Source organism: Alkaliphilus crotonatoxidans, from assembly GCF_054658015.1.
Genome location: NZ_BAAHXS010000004.1, coordinates 1,611,512 through 1,628,773, shown reverse-complemented (window position 1 = coordinate 1,628,773; position 17,262 = coordinate 1,611,512). Strand labels below are relative to the sequence as shown.

The 17,262-nt window shown below is 37.4% G+C and carries 22 protein-coding genes and 1 pseudogene; 1 reads left to right on the top strand and 22 read right to left on the bottom strand.

The genetic code is table 11. From position 1 onward, the window contains the following. Positions 1–131: 131 nt before the first annotated feature. From ACYQ1I_RS10370 to ACYQ1I_RS10350, 5 genes are all read right to left on the bottom strand, one after another. The gene (locus ACYQ1I_RS10370) at positions 132–1,220 is read right to left on the bottom strand and encodes a sensor histidine kinase (RefSeq protein WP_459764974.1); all 1,089 of its coding nucleotides are present in this window, start codon (positions 1,218–1,220) and stop codon (positions 132–134) included. Position 1,221: 1 nt separating this feature from the next. Then, positions 1,222–1,887 (bottom strand): response regulator transcription factor, encoded by a 666-nt coding sequence (locus tag ACYQ1I_RS10365; RefSeq protein WP_459764973.1) that lies wholly within the window; start codon positions 1,885–1,887, stop codon positions 1,222–1,224. Between the two features lie 240 nt (positions 1,888–2,127). Then, entirely contained in the window at positions 2,128–3,096 is a 969-nt protein-coding gene (locus ACYQ1I_RS10360) for an ankyrin repeat domain-containing protein (RefSeq protein WP_459764971.1), read from the bottom strand. Between the two features lie 357 nt (positions 3,097–3,453). Continuing rightward, positions 3,454–3,723, bottom strand: a complete 270-nt coding sequence (locus ACYQ1I_RS10355; protein WP_459764969.1) for a DUF1871 family protein — start codon at positions 3,721–3,723, stop codon at positions 3,454–3,456. Positions 3,724–4,058: 335 nt separating this feature from the next. Beyond that, positions 4,059–4,343 carry a hypothetical protein gene (locus ACYQ1I_RS10350; RefSeq protein ID WP_459764967.1) on the bottom strand — a complete coding sequence of 95 codons (285 nt, stop codon included), beginning with the start codon at positions 4,341–4,343 and terminating at the stop codon, positions 4,059–4,061. A gap of 295 nt (positions 4,344–4,638) precedes the next feature. Here ACYQ1I_RS10350 and ACYQ1I_RS10345 point away from each other — a divergent pair, with 295 nt between their 5' ends. Next, a complete protein-coding gene (locus tag ACYQ1I_RS10345) occupies positions 4,639–4,944 on the top strand; it encodes a hypothetical protein (RefSeq protein ID WP_459764965.1) in 306 nt (101 codons plus the stop codon). A 388-nt stretch (positions 4,945–5,332) separates the two neighbouring features. Here ACYQ1I_RS10345 and ACYQ1I_RS10340 read toward each other — a convergent pair whose 3' ends face one another. From ACYQ1I_RS10340 to ACYQ1I_RS10260, 17 genes and pseudogenes are all read right to left on the bottom strand, one after another. Continuing rightward, a complete protein-coding gene (locus ACYQ1I_RS10340) occupies positions 5,333–5,593 on the bottom strand; it encodes a hypothetical protein (RefSeq protein WP_459764963.1) in 261 nt (86 codons plus the stop codon). 14 nt (positions 5,594–5,607) lie between these two features. Then, positions 5,608–5,877 carry a hypothetical protein gene (locus tag ACYQ1I_RS10335; protein ID WP_459764961.1) on the bottom strand — a complete coding sequence of 90 codons (270 nt, stop codon included), beginning with the start codon at positions 5,875–5,877 and terminating at the stop codon, positions 5,608–5,610. Continuing rightward, positions 5,874–6,389 (bottom strand): hypothetical protein, encoded by a 516-nt coding sequence (locus ACYQ1I_RS10330; protein ID WP_459764959.1) that lies wholly within the window; start codon positions 6,387–6,389, stop codon positions 5,874–5,876. The genes ACYQ1I_RS10335 and ACYQ1I_RS10330 overlap by 4 nt, the downstream gene beginning before the upstream one ends. A gap of 442 nt (positions 6,390–6,831) precedes the next feature. After that, on the bottom strand, positions 6,832–7,347 hold the full coding sequence (locus ACYQ1I_RS10325; RefSeq protein WP_459764957.1) for a DUF5104 domain-containing protein: 516 nt from the start codon (positions 7,345–7,347) through the stop codon (positions 6,832–6,834). A 195-nt stretch (positions 7,348–7,542) separates the two neighbouring features. Next, complete coding sequence (locus ACYQ1I_RS10320) at positions 7,543–7,926, bottom strand: hypothetical protein (RefSeq protein WP_459764955.1); 384 nt, start codon at positions 7,924–7,926, stop codon at positions 7,543–7,545. Between the two features lie 90 nt (positions 7,927–8,016). After that, a pseudogene (locus tag ACYQ1I_RS10315) lies at positions 8,017–8,241 on the bottom strand (RHS repeat-associated core domain-containing protein); the annotation flags it as partial. Between the two features lie 126 nt (positions 8,242–8,367). Next, positions 8,368–9,036 (bottom strand): hypothetical protein, encoded by a 669-nt coding sequence (locus tag ACYQ1I_RS10310; RefSeq protein WP_459764954.1) that lies wholly within the window; start codon positions 9,034–9,036, stop codon positions 8,368–8,370. A 180-nt stretch (positions 9,037–9,216) separates the two neighbouring features. After that, positions 9,217–10,236: an IS256 family transposase gene (locus ACYQ1I_RS10305; protein ID WP_459764952.1), complete on the bottom strand. Its 1,020-nt coding sequence runs from the start codon at positions 10,234–10,236 to the stop codon at positions 9,217–9,219. Between the two features lie 13 nt (positions 10,237–10,249). Then, positions 10,250–10,768: a DUF5104 domain-containing protein gene (locus ACYQ1I_RS10300; RefSeq protein WP_459764950.1), complete on the bottom strand. Its 519-nt coding sequence runs from the start codon at positions 10,766–10,768 to the stop codon at positions 10,250–10,252. A gap of 485 nt (positions 10,769–11,253) precedes the next feature. Next, entirely contained in the window at positions 11,254–11,652 is a 399-nt protein-coding gene (locus ACYQ1I_RS10295; protein WP_459764948.1) for a hypothetical protein, read from the bottom strand. A gap of 3 nt (positions 11,653–11,655) precedes the next feature. Next, positions 11,656–11,931, bottom strand: a complete 276-nt coding sequence (locus ACYQ1I_RS10290) for an RHS repeat-associated core domain-containing protein (RefSeq protein ID WP_459764946.1) — start codon at positions 11,929–11,931, stop codon at positions 11,656–11,658. Between the two features lie 170 nt (positions 11,932–12,101). Beyond that, complete coding sequence (locus ACYQ1I_RS10285) at positions 12,102–12,275, bottom strand: hypothetical protein (protein ID WP_459764944.1); 174 nt, start codon at positions 12,273–12,275, stop codon at positions 12,102–12,104. 7 nt (positions 12,276–12,282) lie between these two features. Further along, positions 12,283–12,792, bottom strand: coding sequence for an RHS repeat domain-containing protein (locus ACYQ1I_RS10280; RefSeq protein WP_488193073.1), 510 nt, complete (start codon positions 12,790–12,792; stop codon positions 12,283–12,285). A 142-nt stretch (positions 12,793–12,934) separates the two neighbouring features. Further along, positions 12,935–13,873, bottom strand: a complete 939-nt coding sequence (arcC, locus tag ACYQ1I_RS10275) for a carbamate kinase (protein ID WP_459764940.1) — start codon at positions 13,871–13,873, stop codon at positions 12,935–12,937. 1 nt (position 13,874) lies between these two features. After that, positions 13,875–15,125 carry a dicarboxylate/amino acid:cation symporter gene (locus ACYQ1I_RS10270; protein WP_459764938.1) on the bottom strand — a complete coding sequence of 417 codons (1,251 nt, stop codon included), beginning with the start codon at positions 15,123–15,125 and terminating at the stop codon, positions 13,875–13,877. Positions 15,126–15,191: 66 nt separating this feature from the next. Then, complete coding sequence (gene allE / locus ACYQ1I_RS10265; protein ID WP_459764936.1) at positions 15,192–15,980, bottom strand: (S)-ureidoglycine aminohydrolase; 789 nt, start codon at positions 15,978–15,980, stop codon at positions 15,192–15,194. After that, complete coding sequence (locus ACYQ1I_RS10260) at positions 15,967–17,253, bottom strand: MFS transporter (protein WP_459764934.1); 1,287 nt, start codon at positions 17,251–17,253, stop codon at positions 15,967–15,969. The genes allE and ACYQ1I_RS10260 overlap by 14 nt, the downstream gene beginning before the upstream one ends. Positions 17,254–17,262 lie beyond the last annotated feature (9 nt).

Genomic DNA, 17,262 nt, shown 5'->3' with positions numbered 1-17,262 from the left:
CTCCCTTTTTTAGTATAATCAATTTATAAAAACCCATTGAAATCGAAGTGTGGCTACTGTGAAATCGGTGTGAAATAGAAAATGCCTTGCCACCCCAAGATGGGAAGCAAGGCATTTTTATTGGTTTATCATCAGGCTGTTGTCGGGAATTGAAAATAAAATTCAACTCCATTCGGCAAGTTTTGTACTCCATAATCGATTTTATACATTGACAGGACTTGGGCCACTATAGCAAGCCCCAAGCCGGAGCCGCTGCAGCTGTTGCTTTGGGGACTGTCTCCCCGATAAAATTTCATCCATATTTTCGGTAAATCTTTTTCAGGTATCAATTTCCCTTGATTATAAATGGAAAATCGAAGATTATTCTTTCCTTGGGTTACAACCAACCGTATTTTACCCGCAGTGCATACATTCTTTTTGGCGTTTTCAATTAAATTATCAAGCACTTGTTCAATTCGGTGTTCATCGGCATGGATATAGATTTTTTCTTCAGGTAGTTCATAGCTAAAATGATAATTTGCGTTTGGTGTATCTATCAGTAAGCGCCCTGCTACTGTTTCAACAAGCTCTATAAAGTCGAATCGTTCTTCCGATAATTTTATTGCCCCCGCTTCCAATGCAGATAAATCCAACAAAGATACAATCATGCTGCTCATGCGCTCTGTTGCAGACAGAATCACATCCATATACTGCTGTTTTTTTATCTCGTCCGTTTCATCTTTTAATCCCTCTGTATAAGCGCGAATAATGCCTAGAGGGGTTTTCATCTCATGAGACAAACTATCAACCAATTCTTTTCTTTGGGCAAGTAATAACCGCTCCTGTGTAACGTCTTTTTTAAGCTGTGTATTGGCTATTTCCAGATTTTTGAGTGCTTCCTGAAGATTGGCAAACATGACGTTCAAGCTATGAGCTAACTCACCAAATTCATCATTTGTCTTTATTTCGCAATGTGCGGAAAAATCTAGTTGTGCCATTTTCTCTGCCGTATCGTTGATGGAATTGAGGGGCTTTGATATAAAACGATCGAGCATTACATCCACCCCGATGACAACAATAATTAGCAGTGTGACCCATATCCAAAATCCACGATTTCCGCTAATCGGCAATTCTTCCGCCATCATATAAAACAGTATCATGATGCCGCCAACCAATTTTGAAAGTAAAAAGACTTTCTTTCTAACTGTATTCATGCCGAATATCATATTCTTCTTTTTCATTTTACACCTCAAGCTTATAACCGGAACGGATCAGCGTTACAATACGTCGTCCCTCGTTGCCTAACTTCTGCCGCAGCGTTTTTATATGGGTATCTACCGTCCGGGTATTTCCCTCAAAATCATATCCCCAAATATGATTTAAGAGCTGTTCCCGTGAAAACACTTGGTTTTTGTTTCGTATAAAGAAGTATAGCAATTTAAACTCCTTATGTGTCAATTCTACCTCATTGCCGCCTACAATAACCATATGTGATGATGGAATCAGAACGATCTCCCCGACGCTTAAAGTGTTTTGCGGGGCTGTAATGGAAGAACGCCGCAACAGGGCATTTACTTTTGCCAGTAATACTTTTGGGCTAAAAGGCTTTGTCATATAATCATCCGCGCCATAATCGTATCCCTTTAATTTGTCCTCCTCATCCCCCTTTGCCGTGAGAAATATGATGGGAAGATTATACATTTCCCTTGCTAGCTTGCAGACTGAAAACCCGTCCAAGTGCGGCATCATAATATCCAAAATCGCTAAATCGACAGGATTGTTTTTTAATATCGTTACAGCATCTATTCCATCGCCTGCTGTAACACAGGAATGACCGCCTCGCTTCATATATTCCACAATAATATCCTGCATGCTCCTTTCATCTTCTGCTACTAAAATAACAGCCATATATTTTCACTTCTTTCCCATGTAATTTTCTTTTCTCCCGTGGGTTTTGATGTATGTATTTTAACTATTTTTTTCAATATAGTTGCTTATTAATTCCTTTTAAAAATATATGATAGATGCCACTTTCGCTTTTTTTCTTGTTTTTCTTGGCATAAAAATCACCTTCAAATATATATTACCATATATTTGAAGGTGACTAAACCCTAGAACCATCCCATCGGTCTTCTGTTCAAGCAAAAATTAATACTTCTTTGTATATTCCTGCCAAGTATCCGGGTAAAGCTTTTTTATTTGTTCAAGAGTGAACTTATTAATTTCAGCATCCCAATAATTTACGCCTTGTTGTACAAATTCTTCAACAATTTCCATTTTAACTTTATGTCTATCTGAACCCAAATCATAAACCCAATTTCTTAATATGCTTACTGAAAAGAACTCTTCATTAGGATCATCATTTCCATATGTCTCTCTTCTAAAATAAGGGTCTGTTATCTTTGCTTTCTTTTCAACAATCAAATAATGTGCATATTCAAGCTCTTCCAAAATTGCATTTTTACCTGTACCTAATGCTTTTATTGCTGCTGTAGTTCCAGTTTTTGTTTTGTAGTTAATATCAGCTCCTGCCTCTACTAAAGCCTTAGTTTTCTCAATACCACACCCAATTGAATTCATTAATGGACTGGTTCCTGGCTCAATAACTGTTTTACTTCCGGGAATATCCGATCCAATATAATTTATATTCGGATCTGCACCATATTCTAATAAGAGATTTACATATTTAGGATCTTTTTTAGCTTCTCTGCCTATCCATGAAAACCCGGCCGCTATGAAAAGCGGAGTCTCTCCATGCCTGATAATTGAAGCTATATTTGGATCTGCACCTAATCTTAATAATGCCTCTACTGAGTTGTATTTTTCCATTCCAACTGCCCATAATAGCAAAGTAGCATCATATTTGGGATCCTGATAATTTAATAGTTCAGGCTTATCTTTTGCAATTTTCTCTATGGTTTTAGTTTTTTGATCTCTTACGGCTAATGCTAATTCCCATACGGGAGTATTTTTGTAAATATTAATATTAGTAATCTCATAATCCTCCTTCTCTACTTCTGTGTCATCTAATTGACAAGAATATAATAACACAGAAAAAACAATAATAACTAGTATGACAGAAACTATTCTCTGATTCATTCCTTCCTTTCCTCCCATTCTTTTATTGCATTCTTTACAGCATCCATAGAATGGTTATGAATCGGATCCCAAGATTGTTTAGGTAAATACTCTACTTTATCTATTGGTTTTGAAATGGGACTAAAAATAGTATTTAAAATATCACATTTTACAATATAAGCAGTATTTCAGTAGTATAGTTTGAACTATCTAATCCATATGCTTTTAGGTTTGCTGTTGTAGGATTAAATATCTTTGCCTCCTGTCCAGTAATTTTTTTCGATTTTTTTATTTTTTTACACTTCACCAACTAGATCATGAAATGTTGTTGATGGAATGTTGTTCTTTTACTTGTATTTTTATCATTTCATCTTGTTGTTTACTTATAATTCAAAATTACAAATTTAAGGTGTATATCTTTTTAGCAACTTCATAACATTTGCGATAATCAAAAACAATACTTTTACTATCAATTCTACTTAAAAAAATTTTTCTTATTTTATGTGCTAGATTGCTAGTATCAATAATGCTTTCACTATCGATATAGCTTAAAATTTCACTTATTTCTACCTCATACTCATCAATAGGTGCATATGGTAGAACACCTATTGGATCCCAATCATTAATGATTTCGGTAATAATATCTTTTCTGTTAATAATAATCACCCCTTAATTCCCAAACAATGCTTCTACAATTTAACCACCAGAACCGTCCCCTCGGTTTTACTGCATGCTCCTTTCATCTTCTGCTACTAAAATAACAGCCATATATTTTCACTTCTTTCCCATGTAATTTTCTTTTCTCCCGTGGGTTTTGATGTATGTATTTTAACTATTTTTTTCAATATAGTTGCTTATTAATTCCTTTTAAAAATATATGATAGATGCCACTTTCGCTTTTTTTCTTGTTTTTCTTGGCATAAAAATCACCTTCAAATATATATTACCATATATTTGAAGGTGAATAAACCCTAGAACCATCCCATCGGTCTTTTGGGAATTTATTTTTGCCGAATAATTCTTATTACTTTCCCTTTTTTAGGATTCAAGATATTCCAACTATATGTAACCTCAAAGACTGCCTCTCCTTTAGTTACTTGTACCTCCCATATTGCAAATATATCAGAAAAATTGCATCTAAGTTTATGATGACCATCATCAAGGGCAATGTAGCGTTCACCATTCTCATTCAGAAGCTGGATTTGGTTAACCTTATCAATTACAATTGTTGATTCTCTTCTTAATATAATCACATTTAAAAGCGCAACCAGCGAAATAATAACCATTATATAGCAGCACAATTTTATTAGCACTTTCTTTATTTTTAAGTAATTTATCACTTACACTTCTTTTTAATAATCTTAATCCTCCCATAAATTGAATGATTATTACTCCATAAAACCCAATGGCTACAATACTTATAAGTTTTGATAAGTTCATTAAAGAAGCAAAGTCCTTTTGTGGTAATTACATAACCAACTTATGTATAGCTATCCCAGCTATAGGAAGTTTTTCTGTGATGTAGGAGCTAAAACAGCCCTATTCTTTTGGGAGAACTACCCATCCCCACAATATTTAAAGGTGCTTACAGTAGAAGAATTGGCAGCCGAATTAAGACAAGCCAGTCGTAATTCTTGCTCTGTAAGAAAGGCACAGCAGATTTTTGACCTTGTTGGGGATGGAGATACTAAAAGGGATTACCAAAGCGAAAGGGACTTTATTGTAAAAAGCATTTTATGCGATGATAAAGATGTTGCAGTTATACGCCAAGGGACAAATGGCATAGAACTTAAATGGTATGCAAACAAACAAGATTTAATTGTTCCCATTGATTGGATTACAAACTTACTATTTGAGACTAAAAGGCGATTAGAAAATAAAAAATAACTATTGGGTATGGCATGCTTTCGGAGTGGCTGACACCTTTTCAGCATAATAACTAGAGCAACAAGGGAAAATTCTAATTTCTTTTGTCGCTTTTCTTTTCTTCTCTTTTAACCACCAAAACCATACTAGGTTAAGCTTTTTAGAGTATTTAAAATATTTCCCCTCCCCCATCAAAAAAGTAAGCTGTGGAAGTCCACAGCTTTCATATTTTTGGGGGAGGGGAAAAGATTTAATAAGACCCTCAAAGGATTGCTTTAGTGGGATTTTGGGGGTTGAAATAAAAGGAAACTAAGCGACGAGGATTGAATATTTTCCAAGCCGCTTAGTTTATTATGTTTGGAGGTTCTCAACTACTCCTATCCCCTGACAACTTTAGTAGGTTATCAAACTACTCTGTCCCTTTGGCACTTTTACAACTTTTAATAAGAGCATCTGCTACTTCTTGTCCATATCTCCTAAAGTTTGACTCTAATTCAGTAAATCTTATCTCTTCAAGTCTATTAATAGCATCAAACAACACTTTTGAAAGAACTTCTTTATATTCATCAGATACTAAAACAGTTTCAAGTCTACTTTGGAATTCCTCAATCTCGAATTTGTTGTATTTATAAGCTTCACAAATATTAGTTATAACTTCTAGATTATTCATATTAATTCGCTCCCCTATTTAGTAATTATTGTAACTACTGCACCTTCTGGGTTAGTAATTACTCGTAGTGAGCCAGAAGTATAAGATAGATTTCCATTTGACTGTATAATTGGAGCAGTAGAATTAAGAACATCTTCTACATATTGAGGAGCTACACTTCTTCCATAATCTCCACCTGCTAGAGTTATCTGAGAACCATATCTATTGCCACTTGGTTGCATTCTATCAACAGCATGTTTTGAATATAGTCTATCTCCAACTTTAGCATACTCTTCATCATTCACAGTTGATTTGTTTCATACTCATCCCAGCTACCCCAATATGTTTTACCACCACTCGCCCCCTGTACACCCTTTGCTGAATTAACCTTATCTAGTCCCTCCAGTGCTCCTTGTGCCGCATTACTGATAACATAACCAGTCATTAACTTTGCTATTATCTCAGACTCTTCTTTTGACATTAATACGTATAGTTCCCCTGTTTCTGGATCATAGAAAACTGGCTGAGTATTATACAGCACTTCTCCATAAGGTTCAATAATATTTTTATTAAACCTCTGGATAAAATCTTTGCCGAAGTTGACAATACCTGTCCTAACTTCTTCTACCGCATCATTAGTTATCCCCAACATAGATAGATAATTATTATTTACTGCATTATTATTACTCGTCCCCTTACCGCCTCCTATTCCAGGATCCAAACTTGCTAACAATGGGCCTTGTACCATTCCAATTGATCCCCTGCCCTGGATCAGCTTCGTTACATACGCTATATCGGCGTCTGTTCCTCCGCCCATTCCATTTCCTCGATATACATCGTCTTTGGTTGCTTTGCTTTTTGTTGTTATTGAAGTATTTACAATAGTCCTGTTATATTAGGTAATGTTATTGTAGAAATAAGCCCCACAACAAGATTATTTAGAGTTTGTACTTCTCTTTCATAGCTTTTACTTTCACTTTGTTGATTTGAATAACCTTTACTGGAGCTACTGGTGCTATTATTCTTGCTATTCCTTACCCCTTGCTCATTAACGGCAGACTGCATAGTTTTTGGTATAAGCTGTTTTTGCGTATCGATTGTTAAATTATACTATTACCATAAAAAGTATTGGCAAAAAGCATTTTAAAGCGTAATTAGGTATGTCAGCGGCTGTAACTTAGGAATTTGATAAGAATCTATGTAATCAGAAATAGCCACCATTCGAATTTTAATTAATGGGCGGCTATTTCTTTCCTTTTTTATTCCTTTGGTTTATAAATACCTGCTATATTCATGTCTTGCCAGTAAGTGAATTGTGTATCTTTATCTTCAGCTTTGATTACACGCAATGTGTACAATCCTGCATTATTAGGGTTTATACTGTCTTCAGTATAATCAATAATGAAAAACATATATTTATCCTTATCTGTTTCTACTGTATACCAAGATCTGAGCATTACTGATTTTTTGCCATGTTCTATTGATTCGCCAGAAGACCACTTATCCCTCTTCCAAGACTTTACATCCCCCTGAAAAAAACTAAGTAAATAATCAATTCCACTATCAAAATCTTTGCTTTCATCCAATGCTTGATTAGAAAATAATGCTTTTATGGTTTCCCTATCTCTATCTTTAATTGCTGAAAGTATTTCTTCAATTCGTGCATCTGCTTTATTATCCTCATTGCTAACAAGCATTCTCCCACTTCTAAACGAACATGACGTCAATATGAAAGTACTTACAATAAATATTAATAATACTACTTTCTTAACCAATTATATCACCTCTTTCATTTAAATGTGAATGTTGCAGTATGTGTCTGCGCATTAAAATTCCATCTTTTATCACCGCTCCATGTATTATAAAAGTCATTATACATACCTTCCTTACCAGAAAAGCTAACTATGTAATTAGCTATCAGGTTACTGGACTGTACTTTAATAATCCGATTAAAGCCCGACACCCACCATTTATCTACGCTTTGCCTTTTGATTATCTTTCTTGGGATCATAAGCTATTATTTGCTTTCCGTTATAGTCCAATTTTAATGTCATTGGCATAGCAAGACTTTGGTCTACAAACCAGTGATCCGTTTGTGCACCTAAAACTTCCATTCTCGTATATATCCCCATTTCTGCCCTTGCACCTAAGTTCAAATAACCACCCTTCCATGCCCAGAAGATATAATCTTTACTGCCTGAATTAAATTCAAATTGACTCTTGCTACTTCCCACCTTAACTGTATTTCCATCACCAGTTCTGACTTCGTCTTCTGCCCTTTGGGTATTCCTTATTGCTTCTGCTGCCTTATGGGCTTGATCCTTAACTGATTGAATTCCCAGCTTATCTGCCATTACCCACATTCGGATATACTTCTCTATTTCCTTAATTTCTGAGGTGTTTAAGTTAGCATTATCCCACTCGGTTACGGCATGACCTGATGGGTCTACATATTTTATCGGGTCATTATGTCCATAAGTGTAGCGGTTTAAGCTCAGTGGGCTTGTTTCTTCTCCCCAGTAGCTGTCTTCACTGATAAAGCGTCCTGTATAGGGGTTGTAGTATCTTGCCCTTAGGTAATAGTATCCTGTTTCTTGGTTATAGAATTCCCCTGCATAGCGAATGGGGTTTTGATGCTGTTCTATTTGGAGGGTTGGGTTTCCGAATATGTCGTAGTAATACTAGTTTAGGATTTCCCCTGCCTCGGCCTTTTAATATTTTGCTATAACGTACAAGGGGACAAGGTATAAACTGACCCCTTGTCCCTCCTCAAACTATTCCTTGGTGCTGCAGTGCTACAGTTTATCTACATTAATTAATGTTCCTCTGTTTTTATTAGATTCACTCCACCTATAAGTTACCTTATACGTACTTGGAGTTTCTTTAGCAGTATTTTCTCTCATAGATTTAAACAAACGATATTCATCTTCGTTACATTTAATCTTTATATCTCTCTCTTTAATATAAATGTAGTAATTTTTGTTTTCTTGAATTGCAATTACTTGAGAAAATGAATAAATTACTATTTTATTTTCATGTTGATAGAATCTATCTACTGCTTTAAATAATATAAATATAATTACCATAATTATTATCAAAATTAATAAAGTTTTAATCATTTTTCTTATATCTCTTCTAGTATCTTTGATCGGGGTTGTTCTTATTAATCGAATACCTGCAATAAACTGTATGCCTATTAAACCTCCATATAATAATATTAATAGTGGTAACATAGCAAGTTGAGAATATATTCTAAAACCTTTAATTATCATTAGTATAAAAAATGGTACAGATATAACACTGCCTATTAACAGAAACCATCCAAGATACTTTTGTTTGCCTGGATTCGTAATGTAAGGAGGTAAATTTCCACCAGTATAAGCACCTGGGTTATATTGTGAATTTTGCCATTTGGTAATCTCCTTTATATAATTACTATCCTTTGATTTTTTTTCTGACTTCATATAATCAACCTTTCTGGGACATTAAAGAAGAGTTGGGACCTGTCAAGAAATTTGTGTAAAGTTATTGCCTAGTATCGTAGATGCTGGGTAATTCTGTCTTTAAATAATACCACTAGCTGATTGAGTACTTTTGCCCAATTCTGGACTGGTCGATCCCATGTTTTCTTAATATCGGTGACTCTAAGATAGACCAAACTTGAAGAGTGCTGTCTCACTGGGAAAGGCTCCTTTTCGATTGGTTACCTTCCTTAATTGGTTATGATAGCTTTCTATGGTATTGGTTGTATAGATGATTTTTCTAATATCACTGGGATAGTTAAAGAGATTTTCTACCGATGCCCAGCTGTTTTTCCATACCGCTAACGCGGCAGCGTATTCTTTCCACTTAGTCTCAAAGTCTTGGAATAAGCTGTTAGCTTCATCTAAACTAACCGCTCGATAGATTCCTTTGATATCTTTAGCAAATTCAGCCCAGTGCTTACGGGGGATATATCTGGTGCTATTTCTCATGAGATGAACAATGCACCGTTGTTGGATTGCACTAGGATAGATGGCTCCTATGGCTTCTTCTAGCCCTGGAAGTCCATCTAAAGAAATGAAGATTATGTCCTCTACACCACGGCTCTTGATTTCTTCTAGTATCTGTAGCCAGTGTCTACTGCTTTCATCTTCGGATAACCAAAATCCTAGAACATCTTTACGACCCTCTGGATCAATTCCTATCACGTTATAAAGGGCTTTCTGGCCTGTACCTGACTCTGTTTTTACTGGTGTGTACATGGCATCTACAAATACAAAGGGGTAGCACCTTTGTAGCGCTCTATTACGGAATTCTTTGATAAGGGGAATAATTTTGTCGGTAATCTTTGAAACTGTTTCATGGCTGATATCAAAGCCATAAATGTCTTGGATTGTGGCTTCAATATCTCTTTGGGATTGTCCTTTTGCGTACATAGCCAGGATTTTTTCTTCAATTCTTGCGACATCCTTCTGGCCTTTAGGAACGATGGCAGGATCAAAGGAGGCTTCCCGGTCTCTTGGAACATTAATCTGAGTATCTCCCAACTGACCGATCACGGTTTTGGTACTGTGACCATTACGGCGGTTACTGGTGGTCGCTTGATTGTTAGCATTTTTGGCGTAGCCAAGGTGATCATCCAGCTCTGCTTCGAGCATGGCCTCCAGGGTATCAGCAAACATGTCCTTAAGAGCATTATTCCTTCGGTTTATAAATACCTGCTATCTTCATGTCTTGCCAGTAGGTAAATTGTGTATCTTTATCTTCAGCTTTGATTACACGCAAAGTGTATAAACCTGCATTGTCGGGATTTATCGTGTCTTTGGTATAATCTATTACGAAAAACATATACTTATCTTTATCTGTCACAACTGTATACCAAGACACAAGCATTACAGATTTTTTCCCGTATTCACTCGATGTTTCAGAAGTGAATCTATCTCGTTTCCAAGAGTCTACATTACCTTGAAAAAATCCAAACAAATAATCCATACCACCGTCGAAATCATTAGCTTCATTCAGTGCTTGTTTAGAAAACATTGCTTTGAAGGCATCTTCGTCTTTGTTCTTAATAGTCTCAAGTAATTGTTCCATTCTGGCATCTGCTTTTTTATCGCTATCATCAGAAATCATCAACCTACCACCTCCCAATGAGCATGAACTAAATAACAAAATACCTATAAGAAGCAAAAGCATTATGAACTTTTTACTCATGTAATCCCCCCTAAAATTTAAGTGTAGCAGTATAATTTTTCTTGTCAAATGTCAATCGATCATCTTGACCATACCATTGCACATAAAAGGAATGTTCGATTCATTGTTCTCTTTGTTCCCCGAAAAATCAATAGATATGTAACCCTTAAGTCCAGAAGATATAATCTTTATCACCAGAATTAAATTCAAATTTTCTTTCGCCATACTTGTAGCGTAATGAAAAACAGTATCTAAAATTATTGTATCCTGAATACTCAGATAAAGGGTTGATGGAAACAGGAGAGCGAAAAGGAAAAATCTCTATCGCAGAATCATTTGTCGCCTTGTCACCTGTTCTATCACCTGTTGGTTCATTTCACCCATTCCGCAATTTCTTCTTCCTCTTCAAGATTTACTTCTTTAAAGTAATATACAGTTTTAAATATATCGTATTTCTTTTCTATATCTATTTTACTGTAATATTTCAGACCAGTTTATAGTTACAATCAAGTCACTATTATGGTGTTCACATTCATAAAAGTCTCATTAGGTTGCCAATCTCTTGGGAAATTTTTACTTTCCCTGTAAAAACATATTTCAAGATATTTAGGCTTATTATTGTTATCTACCGAACTATCTTCATTTAAAGAATTGTCTTTATAGAACTGTTCCACTAAGCATTTTAATTCCTGTAGATCTTCAGGTGGATTAATAATCATATAGTTTTTTCGTACAGTGATCATTATACTATCAGGATAATCATAAACCTCCTTTGTATTCTTAATTTCAAATATCTGAGTTGTTTCATCTAATGTTCTGTAAATATATGAATATGAAAATAGTAACACTGATAAAGTCAATAAAAGTAACAACACTTTCTTATTTTTTAAAGATATTTTATTCATTATTTAATTCTCCTTCAAATTCAGCGGATTTCTTTCTTCTCCCCAGTAGCTGTTTTCGCTGATAAATCGTCCTGTGGATGGGTTGTAGTACCTGGCCCTTAGGTAGTATAGTCCTGTTTCCTTGTCGTAGAATTCTTCTGCATAGCGAATCGCATTTTCGTGCTGCTCTATCTGTAGAATTGGGTTACCGAAAATGTCATAGTCATACTGATTTTGTATTTCCCCTGCCTGGGTAACGGTTTGTACCACGTCTCCATGACCGTCATAGAGGTAATACACCAGCTGCTCGTTTCTGTCATAGCGGCCTATATAGTTGTTGCCTCTGATATATCTTGCCCCGACTATTCCCGCTTCATCGGTTTCCAGAATTACGTGCTGACGGTCATAATGGTAATTGGTATAGACTGGATTATAGTTGTCCTTTGAGCTTCTGCTTTTCTTTTGGGTCCTTAATCCGTCTCCATCATAGGTAAAGCTGATAACAACCCTTTCGCCTCTTTGATTTTTTCTATTTCCTTCAGTCTGTTAAATCCATCAAATTGGCTGTTAACCTTCTCAACGAGGTAGTTTATTTCTTCTGTCTGATGGTCTCCATGTATGTCGCCTGTGGTGCTTTGCCTCATCTGTCTATTATGGGGCAATATATAGCTTACGGCCTGTCTTACTTCGTTTCCATTGGCATCGTATTGGTAGCTTGTTGTTTTTTGAATAACCTTCTCCTTTTTCATTCTCTAGCTTTTCTACCAGCTTAACGAGCTTATTGGCATTGGTATAGACATAATCGCTTTTCTTTATTCTATATTGTACCGCTTCCTCTGTAACCACGTCAATATAGCCGCTTGGCTGATCAGAGGTGTATTCTCCGCTTTCATCAACCATGGTTTCCCGATTTCCTACTGCATCATAGCTATAAGTAATATTATCCATTGGATCAATTATGGTTGTCAATCGATTCATAGAATCGTATTGATAACTGGTTATGTTTCCTTTTTCATCTACGGCCTTTATTTGGTTACCAAGTACATCATATTCGAACTGTTGGCTAACCTCCTGGCCACTAATGCTCTCACTGATTTCTATAACACGGCCCAGCAAATCGTAGCTATAGCTTACTTGGTTGCCCCTAGGACACTTTGAAATACGCTCCGTTATTGTGATTACATTCCACGGACCATCGTTTTACTGAATAGTCTCTCCCTTCATAAAAATATCTTTCCAGATAAAGGGTGTACCCCACGAAAAAGCCGTCGACCGGTTTGCCTGATCGACGGCTTCTTACCCATTATTCTGAACAGATCATTGTTCCTTCATCTTGAGTGACGGCATTATATGCATTCTCTAGGGATGTAATAATTGCTTTTCGATCCTTTCCATTCCGTGTAAATTTAATAGCCGCCTCAACCTTTGGCAGCATAGAGCCAGGGGCAAAATGTCCTTCTTTAATGTATTGCTCTGCCTCGCCAATTGAGATACTGTCCAGCCATTTTTGGTCGGGTTTACCGAAATTAATGGCCACCTTTGGCACCGCCGTCAAAATCACAAATATATTGGCATCGATAATATCTGCTAATTTTGCTGCCGCCTTATCTTTGTCAATCACAGCGTCAACGCCGTGAAGGATTCCCTTCTCCTGATATACGGGAATTCCCCCTCCGCCGCAGGCAATGACCACATCACCATTTTCCATTAAGCAGCGGATTGTCCCTTTTTCTTTAATATCAACGGGCTCTGGGGAAGGAACGACTCTTCGGTAGCCCCTCCCTGAATCCTCCACAAAGACATAGCCTTTTTCATTGGCGATTTCCCCAGCCTCCTCCTGTGTATAAAATGCCCCTACTGGTTTAGTAAAGTTCTGAAAAGCAGGATCATTTCTATCTACAATTACCTGGGTAATGGCTGTTGATACATGATTGGTCATTCCGTGGATACGAAAGGTATTTTGCAGAGCATTCTGTAAATGGAATCCGATGTAGCCCTGACTCATGGCACAGCACTCAGCAAAGGGCATTGCGGCAACATTGGGATTATCCTTACAGACCACTTCAAAGGCCTGATTAATCATGCCCACCTGTGGGCCATTACCATGCACAATAACGACCTGATAGCCTTCTTTCACAAGGTTCATAATATGATTAGCTGCTGCTGATACAGCCTCTTTCTGTTCCTCTGGAGTATTTCCCAGGGCATTGCCCCCTAAAGCAATGACTAATTGTTTTGACATTTTAATTCTCCTTCACGATAGATTTTGCAGCTTGGTGCTCCTGTTTTAAAATACTGTAGTCAATTTCCTTTTCACTGCCGGCAATTGCCAGGGCAGCCAAAGCATCTCCATCTACATTAAGGACTGTTCTGAACATTCCAGAAAACCAATCAATACCGGCTAGGAGTGCTATACTTTCTACAGGTAATCCAATGACAGGTACGATAATTGTCAGGGCTACCAGCCCCCCTCCTGGCACAACAACGGTTCCCAAGCAGGCAAGGGTTGAAATAATTACGATTTTAACAATTTCACCATAAGTGGCTTCTATTCCATAGAATTGTATTAATGTTAATGATGCAATGGCAAGATACATCGACAGGCCGTTGGAATTTAGAATCATTCCCAGGGGATTGACCAAATTAGAAATCCGTGGACTGACCCCCAGCTTGTTAACACTATCGTCCATTTTTACGGGAAGGGTCACAGCAGAGGAAGTAGTGGTGAAGGCCATGATGGTCATTGTCATCATTTTCTTCCATAGCACGATCGGGCTAACTTTGACATAGGCCGCAGTCAAGGTAATTATTAACATCAAATATATCAATGAGGTTGTTCCAAGGGTAAGTAAAAACTTGGCCAGAGGCTTTACAACACTAATACCATTTGTTCCGGTTACCCAAGCCATCAAGGAAAAAATACCGATAGGTGCAAGCTTCATCACCATTTTCAATACATTAACCAGTACCCTATTTAGATCTTGAATAAAGGATAAAACCCGCTCTTCATGATTTTTAGCTCGAATCGTACTAATGGCGATTCCAAATGGAATTGCAAATACAATTGTCTGTACCATGTTTCCCTCAGATAAAGAGCCCATAATATTCGTTGGAAAAAAGCCAAGAATGATCTCAGTTATGGTTTGGCTGGGCACCTTAGCAAAGGATTGGGGCAGTGCCATATTAATGCCCACCCCGGGATTCACCAGCATGGCTGCCAGGATTCCGAAGGCAGCAGCAACAACTGTATTTACGAGGAAAAGTAGAAACGTTTTCCCGCCTAGCTTGCCAATTTCTTTGGCCTCCAGGCTTCCCAAGGATTCAATAACAGAGCCCCCCACAAGAACCACCACAGACATTTGGATCAATCTTAAAAATACGTCTCCAATCACTTTGACTGGGGCAACAGCGGGTCCTATCAAAAGACCTGCTGTTATTCCCAATATTAAAGCAATCAATATTTGAAAGGTTTGATTTTTCAGTACTTTTTTCATAAATAACCCCCATGATTGGATTTAGCGTATCCTAAGCTTCAAAATTTACCTGTTTCAATGATATAACTATAGTTCTACATCTCGATTACAATCTTTAGAATAAACATAGCTGAAGTTTTCATCCCGCCCTACAGCGTAGCAGCCCTGTAAGCAATAGGCACTCATAAAAATATAATCACCTTTTTGAACAGGAATCCAATCATTATCCAGATTATACATTCCTTGACCGCTCATACAGTAAGCACCGTGCTCCTGAATATGAGTTTCAAGATATCCATGGGAGGCCCCTGGTTTAAAGCTGAGAATATGGAAATTGCAATCAAAGGCTAAATCCTTTGGTAAGAAGTCCTTGATCAGTACATCCTCCATCCCCTCGTAATTTGTCCATTCCATCGCTTCGGTATTACCTGTAACCACATAGGGCTCATATCCTTCCAGGGGAATATAATTTCGTTTATACAGGAATGCCTTGGCTGGTTCACCGCTTTCGTTAAAAAAGTAAAGCTTTGTTTCTGGAGGACAATATACAAAAGCGCCCTTTTCCATTGGATAGGATGTATCCCCTGCCTTTACAGTTAATTTTCCTTCCAGTAAATAGAATAATGTCTCTATTTGTCCGACACCGCCAAATCCAAGCTCGTTTTTTCCGCCCGCATGGATGGTAACTAAGTAATCTACAAAGCTGGCCCCCAGCTTTGGCGACCCAAGGATTGTGACATCACAATTTTCAAAACCAGGAATTATGTTTTTGACCAAACCGTCTGGTTCAATTAATACATAGTTATCCTTCTTCACAACTGAGCGATTGGTTAGAAGATCCGCTCGATATCCAGTAACTTGATTAAGATAGCTCATGATTTAACTCCTTTTTCATATTTTTATTGTTTTTATTGTTGGCAACATAGAACACAATAGTTCCAACCAATAGGAGCATTGCCCCCAGGTAGAATCCCCAAACTCCGGAACCGGTCTTATCTATAATATACCCTGTAAGGGCCGGAGCCACAACGGAAGAGGACATACCAAAGAAATTAAAGGTTCCCAGGGTAGTACCCATAGACTTTTTATCTGCCTGGTCAGAGACATAGGAAATTAAAACAGGGTCTACTGCCATTTTACCTAAAAATCCATATAATAGCAGGATCATAGACAGGGTGGCTGTATTCGGTGCAAACATAGAAACCGCAATCAAGGCAAATGCTGAAATTTCTAGGAACAGAATAATTTTAGCTTTTTGATCACGTTTTTTATCAGACATTCTTGCAAAGAACAGCGCCCCTGGAACAGCAGTAACGGCAATCATGGATACGATCAGGCCAATCATTCCCCCTGTGATTCCCCGCTCCGATTCTAAAAATTTAGGCAGCCAGGTTACGATCAAATAATAGGCATAGCAGGTGGTAAAATACAGGAAGTAGCAGGTTAACAGTGAAAGACGGAAGATAGAGCCCTTTGATGCCTCTGAAGCTTCTACTTTGATACCCGTATTTGACTTCTTGTTATCATCAGCCTCTGGTACCTGGGCAACCTTGCTAGGCTCAACAATAGCAAATATAAACCAAAGTACAAGGAAAATCAAGAGACAGCCTGAAACAATGACCATTGTCTGCCATGGCAGGCCGAGGGTTTTAACAAGGTAGCTTGAACCAGTCATTCCTAGAATCATCCCCAGGGCAGAGCCACTATTCACAATGGCTGTTTGCAAGCCCTTCTTTTCTGGCGGAACATGCTGAGATGTCAATGAGTACGCTGATCCATAATAGGTGCCGCATCCAATTCCAGCCAATACAGAACCAAAGTAAATAGGGGCAATGGATTTCGCAAAGGCGATGCTAAAAACACCAATAGTAAATAGGATAAACCCAGGAACCAAAACCCGTTTCTGTCCAAATCGATCCACTAAAAAGCCTGAAGGAATTTGTAAAGCAGTATAACCAAAAAAGTAGCAGGATGCAATAAGACCCATGGCGGCATTGCTCTGTTCCCCAATGGTACCTTGAATTTCGGTGTAGATGGGAGACAGCATAGACCGATAAATCCAAATAATTGTCCAGCCCATGCAGAAGGTAAATACTAAGAGCTTCCAATAATTTTTGGGGTAGGACTTGGTTGCTGCTTGTGTTTTCATAATCAACTT

What these genes read in the sequence shown, in the direction of transcription:
- ACYQ1I_RS10370 (WP_459764974.1), bottom strand. Translation starts at nt 1,220, where the DNA reads ATGAAAAAGAAGAATATGATATTCGGCATGAATACAGTTAGAAAGAAA.
- ACYQ1I_RS10365 (WP_459764973.1), bottom strand. Translation starts at nt 1,887, where the DNA reads ATGGCTGTTATTTTAGTAGCAGAAGATGAAAGGAGCATGCAGGATATT.
- ACYQ1I_RS10360 (WP_459764971.1), bottom strand. Translation starts at nt 3,096, where the DNA reads ATGGGAGGAAAGGAAGGAATGAATCAGAGAATAGTTTCTGTCATACTA.
- ACYQ1I_RS10350 (WP_459764967.1), bottom strand. Translation starts at nt 4,343, where the DNA reads ATGGTTATTATTTCGCTGGTTGCGCTTTTAAATGTGATTATATTAAGA.
- ACYQ1I_RS10340 (WP_459764963.1), bottom strand. Translation starts at nt 5,593, where the DNA reads ATGAATAATCTAGAAGTTATAACTAATATTTGTGAAGCTTATAAATAC.
- ACYQ1I_RS10330 (WP_459764959.1), bottom strand. Translation starts at nt 6,389, where the DNA reads ATGGGCGGAGGAACAGACGCCGATATAGCGTATGTAACGAAGCTGATC.
- ACYQ1I_RS10320 (WP_459764955.1), bottom strand. Translation starts at nt 7,926, where the DNA reads ATGGCAGATAAGCTGGGAATTCAATCAGTTAAGGATCAAGCCCATAAG.
- ACYQ1I_RS10310 (WP_459764954.1), bottom strand. Translation starts at nt 9,036, where the DNA reads ATGAAGTCAGAAAAAAAATCAAAGGATAGTAATTATATAAAGGAGATT.
- ACYQ1I_RS10305 (WP_459764952.1), bottom strand. Translation starts at nt 10,236, where the DNA reads ATGTTTGCTGATACCCTGGAGGCCATGCTCGAAGCAGAGCTGGATGAT.
- ACYQ1I_RS10300 (WP_459764950.1), bottom strand. Translation starts at nt 10,768, where the DNA reads ATGAGTAAAAAGTTCATAATGCTTTTGCTTCTTATAGGTATTTTGTTA.
- ACYQ1I_RS10295 (WP_459764948.1), bottom strand. Translation starts at nt 11,652, where the DNA reads ATGAATAAAATATCTTTAAAAAATAAGAAAGTGTTGTTACTTTTATTG.
- ACYQ1I_RS10285 (WP_459764944.1), bottom strand. Translation starts at nt 12,275, where the DNA reads ATGAGGCAAAGCACCACAGGCGACATACATGGAGACCATCAGACAGAA.
- arcC (WP_459764940.1), bottom strand. Translation starts at nt 13,873, where the DNA reads ATGTCAAAACAATTAGTCATTGCTTTAGGGGGCAATGCCCTGGGAAAT.
- ACYQ1I_RS10270 (WP_459764938.1), bottom strand. Translation starts at nt 15,125, where the DNA reads ATGAAAAAAGTACTGAAAAATCAAACCTTTCAAATATTGATTGCTTTA.
- allE (WP_459764936.1), bottom strand. Translation starts at nt 15,980, where the DNA reads ATGAGCTATCTTAATCAAGTTACTGGATATCGAGCGGATCTTCTAACC.
- ACYQ1I_RS10260 (WP_459764934.1), bottom strand. Translation starts at nt 17,253, where the DNA reads ATGAAAACACAAGCAGCAACCAAGTCCTACCCCAAAAATTATTGGAAG.